The sequence below is a fragment of the Mycobacteroides sp. H003 genome (assembly GCF_001440135.1).
Lineage (GTDB): Bacteria > Actinomycetota > Actinomycetes > Mycobacteriales > Mycobacteriaceae > Mycobacterium > Mycobacterium gwanakae.
This window is the reverse complement of sequence record NZ_LJYL01000034.1, coordinates 63,116-80,752: the sequence shown is the minus strand read 5'-3', so window position 1 is coordinate 80,752 and position 17,637 is coordinate 63,116. Positions and strand designations below refer to the sequence as shown.

At 65.4% G+C, this 17,637-nt stretch carries 21 protein-coding genes; 9 read left to right on the top strand and 12 right to left on the bottom strand.

From position 1 onward, the window contains the following. The first annotated feature begins 60 nt into the window (after positions 1-60). Together AOT87_RS20495 and AOT87_RS20490 are read left to right on the top strand one after the other, a co-directional pair. Entirely contained in the window at positions 61-1,236 is a 1,176-nt protein-coding gene (locus tag AOT87_RS20495; protein ID WP_324613200.1) for a ferredoxin reductase, read from the top strand. A gap of 74 nt (positions 1,237-1,310) precedes the next feature. Further along, entirely contained in the window at positions 1,311-2,540 is a 1,230-nt protein-coding gene (locus AOT87_RS20490) for a fatty acid desaturase (protein ID WP_057966884.1), read from the top strand. A gap of 275 nt (positions 2,541-2,815) precedes the next feature. Here AOT87_RS20490 and rsgA read toward each other — a convergent pair whose 3' ends face one another. Together rsgA and aroA are read right to left on the bottom strand one after the other, a co-directional pair. Continuing rightward, a complete protein-coding gene (rsgA, locus tag AOT87_RS20485; protein WP_057969881.1) occupies positions 2,816-3,796 on the bottom strand; it encodes a ribosome small subunit-dependent GTPase A in 981 nt (326 codons plus the stop codon). Next, complete coding sequence (gene aroA / locus AOT87_RS20480) at positions 3,793-5,091, bottom strand: 3-phosphoshikimate 1-carboxyvinyltransferase (protein ID WP_057966886.1); 1,299 nt, start codon at positions 5,089-5,091, stop codon at positions 3,793-3,795. Before aroA ends, rsgA begins: the two co-directional genes overlap by 4 nt. 58 nt (positions 5,092-5,149) lie before the next feature. Between aroA and AOT87_RS20475 the strand changes: the two genes are divergently transcribed. Continuing rightward, entirely contained in the window at positions 5,150-5,935 is a 786-nt protein-coding gene (locus AOT87_RS20475) for an SOS response-associated peptidase (protein ID WP_057966909.1), read from the top strand. Here AOT87_RS20475 and AOT87_RS20470 read toward each other — a convergent pair. Beyond that, positions 5,922-6,428 carry an aminoacyl-tRNA deacylase gene (locus tag AOT87_RS20470; RefSeq protein ID WP_057966887.1) on the bottom strand — a complete coding sequence of 169 codons (507 nt, stop codon included), beginning with the start codon at positions 6,426-6,428 and terminating at the stop codon, positions 5,922-5,924. The two genes, AOT87_RS20475 and AOT87_RS20470, sit on opposite strands and share 14 nt — an antisense overlap. A 149-nt stretch (positions 6,429-6,577) precedes the next feature. Here AOT87_RS20470 and AOT87_RS20465 point away from each other — a divergent pair, with 149 nt between their 5' ends. Both AOT87_RS20465 and rsrA read left to right on the top strand, forming a co-directional pair. Next, a complete protein-coding gene (locus AOT87_RS20465; RefSeq protein ID WP_030096931.1) occupies positions 6,578-7,291 on the top strand; it encodes a sigma-70 family RNA polymerase sigma factor in 714 nt (237 codons plus the stop codon). Continuing rightward, on the top strand, positions 7,288-7,596 hold the full coding sequence (rsrA, locus tag AOT87_RS20460; RefSeq protein WP_030096932.1) for a mycothiol system anti-sigma-R factor: 309 nt from the start codon (positions 7,288-7,290) through the stop codon (positions 7,594-7,596). The genes AOT87_RS20465 and rsrA overlap by 4 nt, the downstream gene beginning before the upstream one ends. Before the next feature lie 2 nt (positions 7,597-7,598). On the opposite strand, the gene AOT87_RS29520 is transcribed toward rsrA, so the two are convergent. Then, positions 7,599-7,724, bottom strand: coding sequence for a hypothetical protein (locus AOT87_RS29520; protein ID WP_256364553.1), 126 nt, complete (start codon positions 7,722-7,724; stop codon positions 7,599-7,601). Further along, a complete protein-coding gene (locus tag AOT87_RS29620) occupies positions 7,691-7,882 on the bottom strand; it encodes a hypothetical protein (RefSeq protein WP_078321276.1) in 192 nt (63 codons plus the stop codon). The genes AOT87_RS29520 and AOT87_RS29620 overlap by 34 nt, the downstream gene beginning before the upstream one ends. On the opposite strand from AOT87_RS29620, the gene AOT87_RS20455 reads away from it, so the two are divergent. Both AOT87_RS20455 and AOT87_RS20450 read left to right on the top strand, forming a co-directional pair. Further along, positions 7,865-8,083, top strand: a complete 219-nt coding sequence (locus AOT87_RS20455; RefSeq protein WP_005056341.1) for a biotin/lipoyl-binding carrier protein — start codon at positions 7,865-7,867, stop codon at positions 8,081-8,083. The genes AOT87_RS29620 and AOT87_RS20455 overlap by 18 nt on opposite strands. A gap of 11 nt (positions 8,084-8,094) precedes the next feature. Next, the gene (locus AOT87_RS20450; protein ID WP_030096933.1) at positions 8,095-9,585 is read left to right on the top strand and encodes a sensor histidine kinase; all 1,491 of its coding nucleotides are present in this window, start codon (positions 8,095-8,097) and stop codon (positions 9,583-9,585) included. Positions 9,586-9,668: 83 nt separating this feature from the next. Here the strand turns inward: AOT87_RS20450 and AOT87_RS20445 are convergent, their stop codons facing one another. Together AOT87_RS20445 and AOT87_RS20440 are read right to left on the bottom strand one after the other, a co-directional pair. Then, complete coding sequence (locus tag AOT87_RS20445) at positions 9,669-9,923, bottom strand: WhiB family transcriptional regulator (RefSeq protein WP_005056343.1); 255 nt, start codon at positions 9,921-9,923, stop codon at positions 9,669-9,671. Positions 9,924-10,339: 416 nt separating this feature from the next. Continuing rightward, a complete protein-coding gene (locus AOT87_RS20440) occupies positions 10,340-11,317 on the bottom strand; it encodes a diacylglycerol kinase family protein (protein ID WP_057966888.1) in 978 nt (325 codons plus the stop codon). Between the two features lie 76 nt (positions 11,318-11,393). On the opposite strand from AOT87_RS20440, the gene AOT87_RS20435 reads away from it, so the two are divergent. Then, a complete protein-coding gene (locus AOT87_RS20435) occupies positions 11,394-11,801 on the top strand; it encodes a hypothetical protein (protein WP_030096935.1) in 408 nt (135 codons plus the stop codon). Here AOT87_RS20435 and AOT87_RS20430 read toward each other — a convergent pair. Genes AOT87_RS20430 through AOT87_RS20420 form a run of 3 tightly spaced genes read right to left on the bottom strand, consistent with a single transcriptional unit; the run spans position 11,798 to position 13,999 of the window. Further along, positions 11,798-12,283, bottom strand: coding sequence for a GNAT family N-acetyltransferase (locus tag AOT87_RS20430; RefSeq protein WP_057966889.1), 486 nt, complete (start codon positions 12,281-12,283; stop codon positions 11,798-11,800). The two genes, AOT87_RS20435 and AOT87_RS20430, sit on opposite strands and share 4 nt — an antisense overlap. Beyond that, positions 12,276-13,385: an isochorismate synthase gene (locus tag AOT87_RS20425; protein ID WP_057966890.1), complete on the bottom strand. Its 1,110-nt coding sequence runs from the start codon at positions 13,383-13,385 to the stop codon at positions 12,276-12,278. The genes AOT87_RS20430 and AOT87_RS20425 overlap by 8 nt, the downstream gene beginning before the upstream one ends. 2 nt (positions 13,386-13,387) lie before the next feature. Next, positions 13,388-13,999 (bottom strand): acid phosphatase, encoded by a 612-nt coding sequence (locus AOT87_RS20420; RefSeq protein ID WP_046255946.1) that lies wholly within the window; start codon positions 13,997-13,999, stop codon positions 13,388-13,390. Between the two features lie 61 nt (positions 14,000-14,060). Here AOT87_RS20420 and AOT87_RS20415 point away from each other — a divergent pair, with 61 nt between their 5' ends. Further along, positions 14,061-14,858 (top strand): AAA family ATPase, encoded by a 798-nt coding sequence (locus AOT87_RS20415; RefSeq protein ID WP_030096939.1) that lies wholly within the window; start codon positions 14,061-14,063, stop codon positions 14,856-14,858. Between the two features lie 22 nt (positions 14,859-14,880). On the opposite strand, the gene AOT87_RS20410 is transcribed toward AOT87_RS20415, so the two are convergent. Next, a complete protein-coding gene (locus AOT87_RS20410) occupies positions 14,881-16,101 on the bottom strand; it encodes a hypothetical protein (protein WP_057966892.1) in 1,221 nt (406 codons plus the stop codon). Continuing rightward, positions 16,098-17,567 carry a DEAD/DEAH box helicase gene (locus tag AOT87_RS20405; RefSeq protein ID WP_057966893.1) on the bottom strand — a complete coding sequence of 490 codons (1,470 nt, stop codon included), beginning with the start codon at positions 17,565-17,567 and terminating at the stop codon, positions 16,098-16,100. Before AOT87_RS20405 ends, AOT87_RS20410 begins: the two co-directional genes overlap by 4 nt. Between the last annotated feature and the right edge of the window lie 70 nt (positions 17,568-17,637).

Below are 17,637 nucleotides of genomic sequence, written 5' to 3'. Positions count from 1 at the left end.
TGACGTGGCCGATTGGCCTGTTTCTGGCCAGTAACCTACGGTAGCGTAGGTTACGCCTGGCTGGGCATCTCCTTCATCACCGGAAGGTCATTGGCTGTGAAATTGTCTTCCTGGCTCGACGCGTCCGCCTCGGGTGCGCCCAAGTCGCGCCATGCCGCGGTAAACGTCTTGCGTGGCTTGGCTTCTCGCATCACCACCCCGCTGCTGCCGGACGACTATCTGAGTCTGGCCAATCCGCTGTGGTCAGCCCGGGAACTGCGCGGCCGCGTGGTCAGCGTGCACAAGGAGACGAGCGATTCGGCGACCCTGGAGATCAAGCCGGGCTGGGGCTTCCACTTCGACTATCACCCGGGTCAATACGTCGGGATCGGCGTGCTGATCGACGGACGGTGGCGTTGGCGGTCGTATTCGCTGACATCGGCGCCCGTGCACGCCGGTGGTTCGGGGCGCACCATCACCATCACCGTCAAGGCGATGCCCGAGGGATTTCTCTCGACACACCTGGTCAACGGCCTCGAGCCCGGCACGATCGTGCGTCTGGCGGCCCCTCAGGGGAACTTCGTGCTGGACGACCCCGCGCCACCGGCGATCTTGTTCCTCACCGCGGGCAGCGGCATTACCCCGATCATGTCGATGCTGCGTACGTTGGTACGCCGGTCGGCGGCGGCTGAGTTACCCCTGCCGGATGTAGTGCACCTGCACTCGGCGCCCACCGAGGCCGACGTGATGTTCGCCGGTGAGCTCGCCGCGTTCTCCGAGGCGCATCCGTCGTACCACTACCGCCTGCGGACGACGAGAACACAGGGACGTCTGGACCTTTCAACACTGGCCTCGGAGGTGCCGGACTGGGCGCAGCGCCAGACGTGGGCGTGCGGTCCGGAAGGCATGCTCGACGACGCGCAGCGGGTATGGGCCGACGCCGATCTTGCCGATCTGCTGCACCTGGAGCGATTCGCGGTGTCGCGGGCCGCGCCCCACGGGCAGGGTGGTCTGGTCACCTTCGCGCGCAGCGGTAAGCAGCGCGCGGCCGACGCGGCGACCTCGCTGATGGAGGCCGGGGAGGAAGCCGGGGTGCAGATGCCCTTCGGGTGCCGCATGGGGATCTGTCAGACCTGTGTGGTGTCCCTGTTGGAAGGGCACGCGCGCGACCTGCGAAATGGTGCCGAACACGAGCCGGGATCGCGCATTCAGACCTGCGTTTCCGCAGCCTCGGGGGATTGCGTGCTCGACGTATGAGGTTAACGGTCTAGTAACCTACGGTGCCGTAGGTTACGCTATCGTAGGCACGAACCGGCGAAGGGAGCTCACGGATGGCGATTTCGGATATCCAGGAATTCGCGCACCTCACCGAGGCTGATGTCGAGGCCCTCGGCAATGAGCTGGACGCGATCCGTCGGGATGTCGAGGAATCGCTCGGAGCCGCCGATGCACGGTATATCCGTCGCACCATCGCCGCCCAGCGTGCCCTGGAACTGAGTGGGCGTGTGCTGCTGGCCGCGAGCAAGAAGCGGTCTGCCTGGTGGGCTGGAGCGGTGACGCTCGGGGTGGCCAAGATCGTCGAGAACATGGAGATCGGCCACAACGTCATGCACGGCCAGTGGGATTGGATGAACGATCCCGAGATCCACTCCTCCAGCTGGGAGTGGGACATGGTGGACCCGGCCTCGCACTGGAAGCAGACCCACAACTACATCCACCACAAGTACACCAATGTGCTGGGCATGGATGACGATGTGGGCTACGGTCTGCTGCGCATCACCCGCGACAAGAAGTGGACACCGTTCAACCTGGGCAACCTCGTCTACAACACGCTGTTGATGCTCCTCTTCGAATGGGGTGTTGGCACACAGCATTTGGAGCTCGGCAAGGTAGCCCAGGGGCGCGCCGACAAGGCGGAGTTCCGTGCCAAGCGTGATGAGGCGCTGGCCAAGATGGGCAAGCAGGTCGCCAAGGACTACGTGGCCTTCCCGGCGCTGAGCGCGCTCTCGCCCGCGGGAAGCTATCGCAAGACGGTGACCGCCAACCTGCTGGCCAACGTGATCCGCAACATCTGGTCCAACGCGGTCATCTTCTGCGGCCACTTCCCGGACGGTGCCGAGAAGTTCACCAAACAAGACCTGGAGAACGAGACACAGGGCCAGTGGTATCTGCGACAGATGTTGGGCAGCGCCAACTTTGACGCCGGTCCGGCGATGGCCTTCATGAGTGGCAACCTGTGCCACCAGATCGAGCACCATCTGTTCCCGGATCTGCCGAGCAACCGGCTCTCCGCGGTGGCGGTACGAGTGCGCGAGCTGTGCGACAAGTACGACCTGCCGTACACCTCCGGGCCGTTCCTGCTGCAGTACGGCAAGGCCTGGCGCACCATCGCCAAGCTGTCACTGCCGGACAAGTACCTGAAGTACACCGCGGACAATGCGCCGGAAACACGCAGCGTCAAGATGTTCGACGAGCTGGAGCCGCGCGAGCGGCGCGGTCTGAAGTCGGCGTTCGCGGCGGTACGTGAACGCAGAAGGGCGCGTCGCGGCGCCAACACCTGACGATAAAACCTAAAAGCCCCCGAACGCGCAATGCGTCGGGGGCTTTTAGGTTGGTGGTGGCAGGGAACTACCCCAGGCCGGATACGGACAGCCACATGGTGGCCCAGGCGGCGACGCCGCAGGCGAAAATAGCTGCCACATTGGCGATTCTACGAACGTAGCTCGTCATCTCTTAACCCCTGACCCTAGTTGGCTGTTTCCGTCGCAGCCACTGATGGAAACGCTAATCGCCATGTGCTGTTCGCGCGATCCGAGAAGGCCCCCGCAACCAAGAGTTAGGCCGTTGTTAACACAGAAAGCAGCTGTCGCACCGCGATCACTCGTTTCGCGGACGCGCCGGTGAGCTCGTCGAGGACGCACTCGGGGTCTGCGGGTGGGCCAAGATGCTGGCAGCCGCGCGGGCAGTCTTCGATGGCCTCGGACAGGTCGCTGAATGCGGCGAACACGTCTGCGGGCTTGATGTGGGCCAAACCGAACGACCTGATGCCCGGGGTATCGATGACCCAGCCCGACGGATGCAGCGGCAAGGCCACCGATTGGGTGGATGTGTGCCGGCCCTTGCCGACGCCGGTCACCTCACCCGTCGCGCGGTCGGCTTCGGGCACAAGCCGATTGACTAAAGTTGACTTACCCACCCCGGAGTGGCCGAGTAGCGCGGTGAGACGGCCGGTCAGCACATCCATGATGGGCTCCAGGGGCGCGTCGCGTCCCGCGACGATGACCTGAATATCGAGATCTGCGAACTGTGCTGCGAACGAATCTGGATCTGTGAGATCGGTTTTGGTGAGAGCAAGGATGGGAATGAGGCCCCCCGCGTACGCCGCGATGAGCGCACGCTCCACCAGTCCGGTGCGCGGCGGGGGATCGGCTACCGCCACCACGATGAGCAACTGATCGGCGTTGGCCACAAAGACCCGTTCAAACGGATCAGTGTCATCGGCTGTGCGGCGCAACACCGTTCGCCGTTCCTCCAGCCGTACGATGCGTGCCAGCGAGTCGCGTCGGCCGGACAGGTCGCCCACCAGGCTGACGGTATCGCCCACCACGATCGGAGTGCGGCCGAGCTCACGGGCACGCATCGCGGTCACCTGTTCGGTGGGGTCGTTGTTGAGCACGCACCCCCAGCGGCCGCGGTCCACGGTGACCACCATCGCGGGCACCGCGTCGGCGTGATCGGGACGATTCTTGGTGCGAGGCCGCGAGCGCCGGCCCGGCCGGATGCGGGCGTCAGACTCGTCGTACTCGCGTGGGCTCAAGAGGCGCGACCGCCAGATTGGGCCAGCATGTCGGCCCACATTCCGGGGAAGTCGGGCAGTGTCTTGCCGGTGGTGGCGATGTCGTCGACGGAAACGCTGGGCACCTTCAGGCCGACGAGGGCCCCGGCAGTAGCCATTCGGTGATCGGCGTACGAGCCCCAGATGCCGCCGTGCAGATCGGTGGCGACGATCCGCAGCCCGTCTTCGGTCTCCTCGCATTGCCCACCCAGAGCGTTGATCTCATGGGCAAGCGCCTTGAGCCGGTCGGTTTCGTGCCCGCGCAGATGCGCGATCCCACGCAGTGTGGAGACGCTCCCGGGTGCGGCGAGGGCAGCCAGTGCCGCCACCGTCGGGGTCAGCTCGCCAACCTCGCCAAGGTCCAGATCGACACCGCCATAACCGGTCTGGCCGATGACCTCCAGATGGGAATCCGTCAGTGACACTGTCTGGGCGAACTGGCACACCACATTCTCGATCTGGCGGGCGGGCTGAGTGGATTCTCGCGGCCAGCCACTGATGCGCACACTTCCGCCGGTGGCCAACGCCGGCGCGATGAACGCCAGCGCGTTCGACAGGTCAGGCTCGATCACCCAGTGGTGTGCGGGAATTGGCTGCGGATCGATATGCCAGCGCCCGGGGGTGGAATCGTCGACCGCGATACCCGCCTCACGCAGCATCGTCACCGTCATGACCACGTGTGGACCCGACGGCAGCACGTCCGCGGTATTCACCGCTGTCAAACCTTCGGCGAACGCGGCGCCGGAAAGCAGGAGACCGGAAACGAATTGGGACGATCCGGAGGCATCGACACCGACCTGGCCGCCGCGGACCTGTCCCGCGCCGGCCACTGTGAACGGCAGGTGCTGCCCGTCGATGCCGACTCCGATGGCGCGCAGCGCGTCCAGCAGCGGAGCAATGGGACGGGCGCGTGCCTGATCGTCGCCGTCAAAAATGGTGGGGGCGTGACGAAGTGCTGCCAGCGGTGGCAGGAACCGAAGGACTGTTCCGGCAAGCCCGCAGTCGACCCTCGAGGTGTCTCCGTCGCCGATCCCGGGGGAGATCGTCAGATCGGTACCGTCGCCGGTGACGGCAAACCCGAGGGCTTGTAGCGCTCCGATCATCAGATCGGTGTCGCGGCTGCGCAACGCGCCGGACACGGTGGAGGTGCCGCCCTCACGCGCCGCCAGGGCCGCGAGCACGAACGCTCGATTGGTCTGAGATTTCGAGCCGGGCATGGTGATGGTCGCGTTGACGGAACCGTCGATCGTCGGTGCCTGCCAGAGTCCGCTTGTCACCGCCCTATTGTCCCGGACGCATACCTGTGGTGTCTGCCCCGGGTGGCACGATGGCGATATGTGCGGACGGTATGCGGTAACGATCGACCCGGCGCTGCTTGCCGCGGAGATCGACGCAATCGACGAGATAAGCACAGCGAGTCAGGCGTCGGAATCTGCGCAGCAGCTTCCCGTCATCCCGAACTACAACGTCGCCCCTACCGATCCGGTGCTCACGGTGGTGGCGCGGCATCGCGAACCCGGCGACGTTCCCACTCGTCGTATTCGCGCCATGCGCTGGGGGTTGGTGCCGACATGGGCCAAGGCGCGCGAAGACGGTCGGCCGCAGGCCAAGGGTGCGCCCCTGATCAACGCCCGGGCGGAGACCCTCACCACGGCCGCCACCTTCCGCGTGGCCGCGCAATCCAAGCGGTGTCTCGTTCCGATGGACGGCTGGTACGAGTGGCGTAAGCAGGAGGGCACCAAGACGGCGTTCTATATGAATGCCGGCGACGGAAAGCGGTTGTTCGCCGCGGGCTTGTGGTCGGTGTGGAAGCCCGCCGGTCTGCAGGGACAGGACGCGGCGCCGCTGCTGAGCTGCACGATCGTCACCACCGATGCGGTCGGTCCGCTCCAGGAAATTCATGACCGGATGCCGTTGATGCTGGGTGCTCAATCGTGGGATCGCTGGCTGGACCCCGACCGCGATCTGGACCAGAGCCTTCTGCAGGGGACAGGGGACGCAACTGGAATCGACGTCCGGCAGGTCTCCCCATTGGTCAACAGTGTCGCGAACAACGGTCCGGAATTACTCGCGCCCGACGACGGATCCCAGCGGGTGGGGGAGCAGATCACCCTGCTGTGACGGATGCGGTCACCGCGTTGGTAAGCCGGACCAGATCATCGGGTGCCAGTGCCATCTGCAGCCCGCGCTTGCCCGCGCTACACAGAATGCGTTCCCAGGTCAGGGCGGACGAATCGATGACGGTGGGTAATGGTTTGCGCTGCCCGAGCGGAGAGATTCCGCCCACCACGTAACCGGAACTGCGTTCGGCCGCCGCCGGATCAGCCATGGTGGCCTTGGCCCGGCCGAGTGCGGCGGCGGCAGCCTTGAGTGAGAGCGTCGCGGGTACCGGGATGACCGCGACCGCCAGATCCGCCCCGCGATCCAGCGAGATCAGCAGTGTCTTGAAGATCTGTTCGGGAACCAATCCGGAACCAGCCAACGCGCGCACCGCCTCATCGCCGAACGCGTTTTCTCCGGACCGGTGTTCATACGGCAATAGTTCATAGTCGACTCCGGCCGCGATCAACGTGGCGACGGCCGGAGTGGCAGCTTTGGCGGCCTTGGAACCCACGATCTGGACAGTAGCGCTCCGGGGCCAGTGAATTTGGAGTTGACAGTCGAGATACTTTGGGAAATACCCCGGCATGCGTCGGTGTTGAGCAGTGTGTCCGCAGAGAGCGGACTATGGTCCTCAACACGGAAGGGGTATTGCAGGTGACAATGGCGTGCCTCGAACGTCCGATGTCGGTGCCGATCCGTATGGTCGGTGTCGCTACCGAAAGGACCGCCGTGACAGACACTGCAGATCCCGTTGATCAGCCGATTCAGGTGGATACCAAGGCGGAAACTGAGGCCGAGCGGGCCGCACGCTTTCAGCGTGACGCGCTCCCGCTGCTGGATCAGCTCTACGGTGCTGCGCTGCGGATGACACGGAACCCCGCCGATGCGGAGGACCTGGTGCAGGAGACGATGGTCAAGGCGTACGCCGGGTTCGGGACCTTCAAAGAGGGCACCAACCTCAAGGCCTGGCTGTACCGGATTCTCACGAATACCTACATCAATATTTATCGCAAGAAGCAGCGCCAGCCGGCGGAGTATCCGACCGAGGAGATCACTGACTGGCAGCTTGCGGCGAACGCCGAGCACACGTCTACGGGGCTGCGGTCGGCGGAGATCGAGGCACTTGACGGACTGCCTGATGACGAAATCAAGGAAGCGTTGAATAAGCTGCCGGAAGAATTTCGGATGGCCGTGTACTACGCGGACGTCGAAGGCTTCCCGTACAAGGAGATCGCCGAGATCATGGATACGCCGATCGGCACGGTGATGTCGCGGTTGCACCGTGGCCGTCGCCAGCTTCGCGAATTGCTGGCCGAAGTGGCCAAGGACCGTGGGTTCCTGCGCAACAATGAGTTGGCGGAGGGCCGGGCATGACCGACGGTGAACTGAAGAACAGTGTCGATAAGGGTGGCAACTGCGAGGTATCGGGTTGCGCCGAGGTGATCGCGGAGGTCTGGACGCTCCTCGACGGTGAATGCAGCGCAGAGAACAGTGCGCGACTGCGGCATCATCTCGAAGAGTGCCCGGGCTGCCTGCAGCACTACGGCATCGAAGAGCAGATCAAAACACTCGTAGCCCGCAAGTGCGGTGGAGAAAAGGCACCTGACGGGCTACGTGAGCGTCTTAAGTTGAAGATCACTCAGACCACGCTCATCGAGCAGCGGGCCGAGAACTCCTAGCGCTAGCTGTTGGGACGCTTGCCGTGGTTGGCGGCGTTGTGCTTACGGCTGCGCTTCTTGCGACCACGCTTGGCCATGGGAATCTCCTTACCGATCAAATGGGTTCCGGGTGCGAGCCCGGCTGACATGCCAGCTGCGCGTGGTGCGCGCCGGTGTGTGTATCCAGTCTCTCATGCCGGGGCGGGTGGTTGAAAGCGTGGATCCCGTAGGTGTGGTTCGATACTGAGGACCGGTAACCGGATGTCGACGAGAGCGAGGTGGCGCGCAGGTGGCCGAGGAAGTACACGCCGAGATCGTGGCCAGCGTGCTGGAAGTGCTCGTCAAGAAGGGTGACGCGATCGCCGAAGGCGACACGATCGTCCTCCTGGAATCCATGAAGATGGAGATCCCGGTGCTGGCTGAGGTGGCGGGAACCATCGGCGACGTGAGCGTTTCGGTGGGCGACGTCATCCAGGCCGGCGACTTGATCGCCGTCATCGACGACTAGATCGCCACCGCATGTCAACTCTCGGTGATCTGCTTGCCGAGCACACCATGCTTCCCGGTGAAGCGGTTGATCATCTGCATGCCGTGGTGGCCGAATGGCAGCTGCTGGCTGACCTCTCTTTCGCCGACTATCTGATGTGGGTGCATCGCGACGACGACTCCTTTGTCTGCGTCGCTCAGTGCCGGCCCAACACCGCCCCGACGATCATCGACAGCGACGCCGTCGGCACCGTCGCGAAGATCGCGGATGTTCCGTTGGTGGAGGCGGCGTTCGCTTCGGGGACCATCGAGCGGGAAAGTGATTCGGATCTGACCGAGCACGCCTCCGAGCTGAACGTGGAGGCGGTCCCTGTGCGCTGTGGGGACCGGACCGTGGCCGTACTGACCCACCAGACCGCACTGGCCTCCCGACTCAAGAAGGGCGTGCTGGAGCGCGCGTATCTGGAGTGCGCGGGCGATCTGCTGCTGATGCTCACCGAGGGCACCTTCCCCAACGTGGCCGACCAGGCGATGTCGCGCTCCAGCCCCCGGGTGGGTGACGGATTCATCCGGCTCGACGTATCCGGTGAGGTCCGATACGCCAGCCCCAATGCCTTGTCGGCGTATCACCGCATGGGCTTGGCCAGCGATCTGCAGGGACATGACCTCATGGAGGTCACCAAGCCGCTCATCTCGGATCCCTTTGAAGGTCAAGAGCTCGCGGCGCACGTCCGTGATGTGCTGGCCGGGGGGCCGAGTATGCGCATGGAGGTCGACGCACGTGGTGCCGCGGTGCTCATCCGCACCTTGCCGCTCATCGTGCGCGGCGCGTCGGTGGGGGCGCTGCTGCTGACCCGTGACGTGACCGAGGTCAAGCGCCGCGACCGGGCACTGCTGTCCAAAGACGCCACCATCCGCGAGATCCACCATCGGGTGAAGAACAATCTGCAGACCGTGGCCGCGCTGCTGCGGCTGCAGGCCCGGCGCACACAGAACGAGGAAGCTCGCGAGGCGCTTTTCGAGTCGGTACGCCGGGTGTCGTCCATCGCCCTGGTCCACGACGCCCTGTCGATGTCCGTGGACGAGGAAGTCAACCTCGATGAGGTGATCGACCGGATCATGCCGATCATGACCGATGTGGCCACCGTCGACACCAAGGTGCGAGTCTCGCGCGAAGGTGCCCTCGGGGTGCTTGACTCCGACCGCGCGACACCACTGATCATGGTGATCACCGAGCTGGTGCAGAACGCCATTGAGCACGCCTTCGAGGAGGGTGCGCAGGGTCAGGTGGTTATCAGGGCGGAGCGCTCGGCCCGCTGGCTCGATGTCGTCGTGCATGACGACGGGCGGGGATTACCCGAGGGATTCAGTGTGGAGACGTCCGACCGGCTGGGATTGCAGATCGTCAGGACGTTGGTGTCGGCCGAGATCGACGGCTCACTGGACATGCGCAGCGACGCCGAGGGTGGGACAAATGCGGTGCTTCGGGTGCCACTGGGCCGACGTGCCCGCCTGATGGCCTGAAAGCTTCTGCGCGGCAATCAATCCGGCCCAGAGCAGCAAAGAACCCGGCACCAAATTGTGCCGGGTTCTGCGATGCTGCGGCGTTAGACGGCGCTGCGGGCGCGAGCGCGGGCGTTGCGACGCTTGAGGGCGCGGCGCTCATCCTCGCTGAGGCCACCCCACACACCGGCGTCCTGGCCCGACTCCAGCGCCCAGGTAAGGCACTCGGTCGTCACCGGACAGCGGTTACAGACGAGCTTTGCGTCAGCGATCTGGGCAAGGGCCGGTCCGCTGTTCCCTACGGGGAAGAACAGTTCCGGATCCTCGTCGCGACAGACCGCCTTATGGCGCCAATCCATAGTTGTGCACTCCTTTTTCATCGCGCGCGCCACAAGCGCACGAGATCAATGTTTTTCGGCTGTTAACGCGTGCGTACCAAATGTTTCTGCACTGTTGCTTCCGATCGTTTCACAAGCTCAGCAGAAGTCAATAGCGTGAGTTAACACGTGGTCAATCTCACTCGGGGGTGGTGTCTGCGGACTCCACATTCGTTTGTACTACACTGATCCGATCTGCGCCTTGAATCTGGCGAGATTCGCCCATTTTCCCAGGTGGCTTAGTGCTACCGGTGAGTAACATCACGGCCCGCCGGGGCCCGACTACGTCAAGTAGTACATCCGATCTGCCCCAGGTGTGACGTAGACCGCGTCGCTGCTGTGAGTCGGCTGTGTCCGGAACGGGCTGTCGCCCAACACTATTGCCTTCCCGGCCGGTCTCAGGAGAGGGCGTCTGCGGGTTTTGCCGGGGCCACTACGTCGAGAACGTCGGGTTCGGCGGTGAAGGTCAGCTCGCTGCGGAAGCCGAGGAAATCGCCGTCGACCTGGGTGGCGATAGGTGCTGACGCGCGTATCCGTACCCATGCGACGTCATCTTCGCGCAGCAGGTGGCTGGCCGCGGGACGGTCCGGGCGGGGTGCGCCCACCATCTGACGGACCAGGCGAAGGTTGGCCATCACGTTCATGCTCTTCGATGCGAATACGCCCAAACCGCTCTCGAAACCGGTGCTCGGGTTTGTCCAGATGGCGCGCTCGTTGGCGTACGTCCACGGGTTGGAATTGCAGATGAACGCGAAGTGGATGCCCTGCTGCGGCTCCTGGCCGGGCAGCTCGACGGTGAGGGTTGGTTGGTGGCGCGCGGCGCGGAAGAAGCTCAGCACCGCGCGTGTCACATACCGTCCGGCCGTGACCTGCTTGCCCTTGTTGCGGTGAGCCTCCATGGCGGCGACCACCTCGCCGTCCAGGCCCATTCCGGCGTTGAAGATGAACCAGCGCTCTCCGCAGTGCCCGAGGCCGATCCGGCGCCACCGTCGCTGGTCACGGCGGTGTGCATCGAGCAGATCGACCACCTGATTGGTGGCTTGCACAGGGTCGGCCGATATCCCCAGCGTTCGGGCGAACACATTGGCCGAGCCGCCGGGTACCACCGCGATGGCGGGCAGCGGCCCGGGCGCGGGATGTCCCGGCTGGCCGAGCAGGCCGTTCACCACCTCGCTGACCGTGCCATCGCCGCCGTGTACGACGATGACCGCCGCCCCCTCGTCGGCTGCGCGCCGGGCCAGCTCGCTGGCGTGGCCCCGGTGGTCTGTGTGCAGAACCTGAAGATGCACTCGACTCTCGAGCGCGTGAGCCAGCAGGTCACGCCCGGCCGCCGTTGTCGAGGTGGCATTGGGATTCACGATGAGGACCGCACGCACGGGGCATGAGCCTAGCGGGGCCTTCTTCACGCAAGCTGCCCATCGCCGCGGCGACGCGTCCACCTAGGCTTGTCGGGTGACCACAGCCGTTCCGAATACCGTTCGCCGCGCCGGGACGATCGTTGCCGGTGAAGGTGCCGTGGGGCTGGTCATCGCGGTGGTCCTGGTGGTGCGGGCGGCCGGTGGCGCCGACCAGCATCTGGTGAACGGGTACGGCACCGCCGCGTGGTTCGCGGTATTCGGCACCGCTGTCCTTGCGGCGGGTCTGGCCCTCGCCACGGGGAAACGTTGGGGCAGAGGGATCGCGGTGATGATGCAGCTGCTGCTCCTGCCCGTCGCGTGGTACGCGGCTGTGGGATCGCATCAGCTTGCGCTGGGCGTACCGATCGCCATCGTCGCCGTGGTGGCGCTGGCGCTGCTGTTCAGTCCCACCGCTCAGATATGGGCCACCGGCGACGAATCCGGCCCCGACGAATCCGACTAGCGGTCCGAGGCCAGCTGCGCCAAAGCCGGGCCTTGCAGCCGGTAAGTGATCCAATCCGATTGCGGATTTGCGCCTATCGAGTCGTAGAACTTGATGGACGGTGTATTCCAGTCCAGCACAGCCCAATCCAGCCGGGTATAGCCGTTGGCCACACATTCGGCGGCCAGCGCCGACAGCAGGGCCTTCCCCAGGCCGGTGCCGCGCTGTTCGGGCTTGACATACAGGTCCTCCAGATAGATGCCGTGTTGACCGGTCCAGGTGGAGAAGTTCAGGAACCACACGGCGGTGCCGCAGACCACCCCGCCCGCTTCTGCGACATGTGCGAAAAGCGCCGGAGCCGAACCGAATAGCGCCTTATGAAGTTGCTCCGGGCTGATGTGGCATTCATCGCGCGCCTTCTCGTACTCCGCCAGATCCTCGATCAGGCCGACGATGGCCGGGACATCCGCTTCGGTCGCGCGGCGAATCTGGGTGTTACTCACTGTGGGCTCCTAACCCTGCCAATATGGTCCGGAATTTGACGGTGGTCTCCGACAGTTCGTCCTGGGGATCCGACTCGGCGACCAGGCCGCCGCCCGCGTAGGCGCGGATCGCCGTGCCGTCCGCCGACAGCTCGGCGCAGCGAATCGAGACGGCCCAACGGCCGTCGCCGCTGCTGTCGCACCAGCCGACCGCGCCCGCATAGAACCCGCGATCACCCTCGATGCGTGCGATCAGATCGGCCGCCGCCTCGGTGGGGGTTCCGCACACCGCCGGAGTGGGGTGCAATGCCATTGCCAAATCAAGTGCAGTGGTAGAACTTTGGCGTAACCGAGCGCTGATGGAGGTGCTCAGATGCCAGAGTGCTGCGGTACGACTCAGCGTCGGCTCCGGCGGAACCTGGACATCCACGCACAACGAGGACAGATCCTCGCGCAGCTGATCGATCACCACGGAGTGTTCGTGGCGGTTCTTGTGCGAGCCCGCGAGGTCTTCGCCCGTGCGCCGGTCTTGCGATGGATCACTGGACCGAGGGGCCGAACCGGCGAACGGGTGACAGATCACCATGTCTCCGTGGCGCTCTACCAATAGCTCCGGGCTGCAGCCCACCATGGTGTGTCCACGGAACCGCTCACCTGCGGGGGAGAGGTCCACGCAGAAACTGTTGGCGTCGGGGTCGTTTCGGATCAGCCGATGGGTCAGCACCAAGGCGTCCACCGGGGCATCGGCCTGTAACTGCAGCACCCGCGCAAGGACCACCTTGGACAGGCCCCCGGCGGTGTCACGCAGCACCTCGACGGCCTCGGTGACACGCCGCAGATGCTCAGAGGGCTCCGGTACTTGTTGTGTCACATGAATATTCGGCATGGTGCCGTAGAACTCGTGGGGCTGCCCGCGCTCAACTGTCGCCGGAACCGTCAGTGCTGCGGGCCTGGAGGTGTCAAAAGGTAGCGCACCCACCAGCATGCGGTGCCGCCCTGCGCGCAGGGCTTCGGCGGCACTCGCGACATCGTCGTAGGCCCTCTCGCGGCCATACGCGTACAACGCGTCGGCCGCCCGCGACATCACGAAATGCGGGTACGCGGGCGAGTCGGTGGCCGTCATGGTCAGCTAGACGGTACCGGGTGCCTGTACCCGGTCAGCCCAAGTGCGGCCACCTGACGCTGGCCGTGCTCATGCCCGCCCACCGCGATCGAGGCCGTGGCCATGCCCAGCCGGGTGCCCTCTTCCAGCGGCAGGTCGATCCACCTGGTCATGAGAGCGCGCGAGAAGTGGCCATGACCGACCAACAGCACATCGCGTCGGGTGAGCTCGGCGGCGATCTTGGCGATCACCCGGTCGGCCCGGGCCTGCACCTGTGCCACAGACTCGCCGCCGGGGCAGCCGTGCGTCCATACCAGCCAACCCGGGTCGTTCTCGCGGATCTGCGGTGTGGTCAGGCCCTCGTAGTCGCCGTAGTCCCATTCGGCGAGCTCCTCGTCGGTTGCGTCGATCGTCAGTCCCGCCAGTTCGGCGGTCTGGATTGCCCGTCGGCGCGGACTGCTGACCACAACCGGATCATTCAGATCGAGATTGGCCAGCACCTCGCGCGCCGCCACAGCCTGGGCGCGACCGATTTCCGTGAGATCCAGATCGGTGCGACCGGTATGCCTGCCGATCTTTGACCACTCCGTTTCGCCATGACGTAGCAACAACATTCGGTTCTGAGGGGCAGACACGCACTTGATTGTGCCGTACCGACTTCCGTCGTGATCGTGTTCGGCATGCCAGTATGTGGACGTGACTCGGGTGCTGGCGGTAGCCAATCAAAAGGGTGGGGTGGCCAAAACCACGACGGTCGCGTCCCTCGGCGCGGCATTGGCCCAGGCTGGCAAGAAGGTGCTGCTGGTTGACCTCGACCCACAGGGCTGTCTGACGTTCTCGTTGGGGCAGGATCCGGACCGCCTGGGGGTCTCGGTGCACGAGGTGCTGCTGGGGCAGGCCGATATCAAGGAGGCGCTGCTCACCACCGCCGAGGATCTGACGCTGCTACCTGCGAACATTGACCTGGCCGGCGCCGAGGCGATGCTGCTGATGCGGGCGGGACGCGAGTACGCGCTGAAGCGGGCGCTCGAATCGCTGGGGGACGACTTCGATGTGGTGATCATCGACTGCCCGCCCTCCCTGGGGGTGCTGACACTGAATGGTTTGACGGCGGCCGATTCGGTGATGGTGCCGCTGCAGTGCGAGACCCTGGCGCATCGAGGTGTCGGACAGTTCCTGCGGACGGTGACCGACGTACAGCAGATCACCAACCCGGGGCTGACGCTGTTGGGTGCGCTGCCCACCTTGTACGACTCGCGGACCACGCACAGTCGCGATGTGCTGTTGGACGTGGCGGACCGTTACGAGCTGCCGGTGCTCGCGCCGCCGATTCCCCGAACGGTGCGCTTCGCCGAGGCGAGTGCTTCGGGTGCCTCAGTGCTCGCGGGCCGCAAGAACAAGGGCGCGCTGGCCTATCGCGAGCTGGCGCAGAGCCTGGTGAAGCACTGGAAGAGCGGCAAGGCCATGCCGACCTTCACCCCGCCGGTGGACTGAGTCGGGCACTCCGCGCGGTGGGTTATCCCAGCGCGAAGACGCGTGACCCGCGCTGCTCCACCAATGTGTTGCCGACCACGGCGCTGATGACAGGACCCTTTTCGTCGGCCGGATCACGGTGTACGGCAATGGATTTCCGGAATTCTCCGGTCGCCATGTTGAAGACGTCGATCCCGCCCTCGACGGGGATCAGTAACTCACCGGCCATGGCCGTACCTGGCCCCAGTGGCTTCTTGGTGGTGGGCAGGACGAACCGGTAGGAGAGATCGAAGCCGCCCAGCACCAGCACCTGATTGCCCGTCCACCAGGTGACGACGTCGCCGGCCTGGGCGGCGGTGTTGGACTGGACCACCTCGCCTGGCAGGGCTGTCGCGCCGACGCGCATGCCGTGGTCGTCGAAGACCACCAGCTCATTGTGCGTGCCGGGCAGATACACGGCCGACCGGGTGTCCGCGACCGCGAGCACCTTCGCCGCGGAGCCGCGCTCGACTCCGGGCAGCGCCGCCGAGTAGAGCTCCTCGGGCTTGTCGTTGTCTTTTGGTGTGGGCTTTTGCAGCGTCAGCCGCAGGGTGGAGTCCTGTGGGCAGGTTTCCAGCACCGCGAGCACGCTGGACCCGACGGCACCCGATTTCAGGGTGCAGTCCACGCGGGGCTGGCTATTGGGGTTCAGGGGAGCGACGACTCGCCCGTACTCCAGGGTGCGCACCATGTCCGAACGCCACAGTTCCAGCCGGGAACTGCCGAGCGCCAGCACGTAGGTGCCGTCGGTCGACAACGACACCTTCGGGTCATTGGGGCTGCTGCGCAGCGGGCCCCGGCGGCCGGTCTGTCCGTCGATCATCGTGACCTGGCCGCATCCGCGTGCGTCTCGGTAGACGGCTACCGCGTCGTCGATGAAGCCGATCGCGCCGCACAGATCGAGATTGCGGCGCGCGTAAGACCACAGTTGGGCCCCGGTTACCGGGTCATGGGCCACTACTTCGTGTCCGTCGGCGCTGACGACCGCACCGCTGGCGATGACCGGCCCCTTCGTGGCTCCACTGGAGGCGGACCATAGTTCGCGCACTGAGTCGGGAACCCGGGTAGCACTCATCGGGCGTTTGATGTCCCCGGCTGCGGGATGGCTGACGGTGGCGCGGGCGTCGCTGGTCCACCAGATCGTGACACCGGTAACGGCGACCACCACGGCGATCACCGCCGCAGCAATGATGTCGGCCCGTGTGCGCCGCTCCGGTGCGATCACGCCGTGGCGGTGGTGGCAGCGGCCGCGTTCGGACGCCGACGGCGGCGGCGACGGCGCGCAGCAGCAGGCTGGTCGCCTTCGGCGGTAGCCACTGCCGCGGGCGCTTCGGCCACCACACCGTCGGCGGGCTCGCCCGCGCGGGTACGCCGACGGGTGCGGGTCCGCTTGGGCTTGTCGCCTTCGGTGCGCTCGGCCCGGGGCTCACGGCGCTTCGGTCCGCCGGCGAACTTGGGACCGACCGAACCGGTCACATCGGCGGGGATGTTCAGCTCGGTGAACAAATGCGGTGAGGTGGAATAGGTTTCGTCGGGGTCGGGCACGCCGAGGCCGAGTGCCTTGTCGATCAGCTGCCAGCGTGCGATGTCATCCCAGTCGACGAGGGTGACCGCGATGCCGGTGCGCCCGGCACGACCGGTGCGTCCGATGCGGTGCACATAGGTCTTGTCGTCCTCGGGGCACTGGTAGTTGATGACGTGGGTGACATCGTCGATGTCGATGCCGCGGGCGGCCACGTCGGTTGCGACCAGCACGGTGATCTCACCGGAGCGGAACGCGGACAGCGCCTTTTCGCGCGCGATCTGACCGAGGTCACCATGTACCGCGCCGACGACGAAACCGCGCTCGGCCAGCTCGTCGGAGACCTTCTGGGCGGTGCGCTTGGTGCGGGTGAAGATCATGGTGGCGCCGCGGCCCTCGGCCTGCAGGATGCGGCTGACCAACTCGATCTTGTCCAGCGCGTGTGCGCGGTACACGAACTGCTCGGTCGAGTCGTGCACCGACGACGAGTGGGGCGCCTCGGCCCGGATATGGGTCGGACGATTCATGAACGTGCGGGCCAGGGTGATGATGGCATCGGGCATGGTGGCCGAGAACAGCATCGACTGCCGCCCCGACTCGGCGGACGGCGCCAGCGCCAGAATGCGCTCGATATCGGGCAGGAAGCCCAGATCCAGCATCTCGTCGGCCTCGTCGAGCACCAGCATCGCCAGGCCACCCAGCTGCAGGTGACCCTGCTGTGCCAGGTCGAGCAGGCGTCCGGGCGTCCCGACAACGACATCGGCGCCGGCGCGCAGCGACTCGATCTGCGCCTCGTACGGGCGTCCGCCATAGATGGAAACGACGCTGAAGTCGCGGTCGCCGGCCGACAGGTACTTGGATGCCTTGATGAGGTCTTCGTAGACCTGGATGCACAGCTCGCGGGTCGGCACCACGACCAGGGCGCGCGGGGTGCCGTTGAGCGGCCGGTCCTCGACGCCGGTGGCGATGCGGTGCAGCAGCGGGACGCCGAATGCGTAGGTCTTGCCCATACCGGTGCGGGCCTGGCCGATGAGGTCGGAGCCGCCGAGGGCGAGGGGAAGGGTGAGCTCCTGGATGGCGAACGGATGCTCGATTCCGACCTCACGTAGGGCGCGAACAATCTCGTCGCGGACCCCGAGCTGGGCAAAGGTGTGTTCGATGTGACTCATGGGGGTGTACGTACCTTTCGTGTTTTCGCTCAGCGCGCACGATCGGTAGGTCGGATTCCTAGGATTCCAA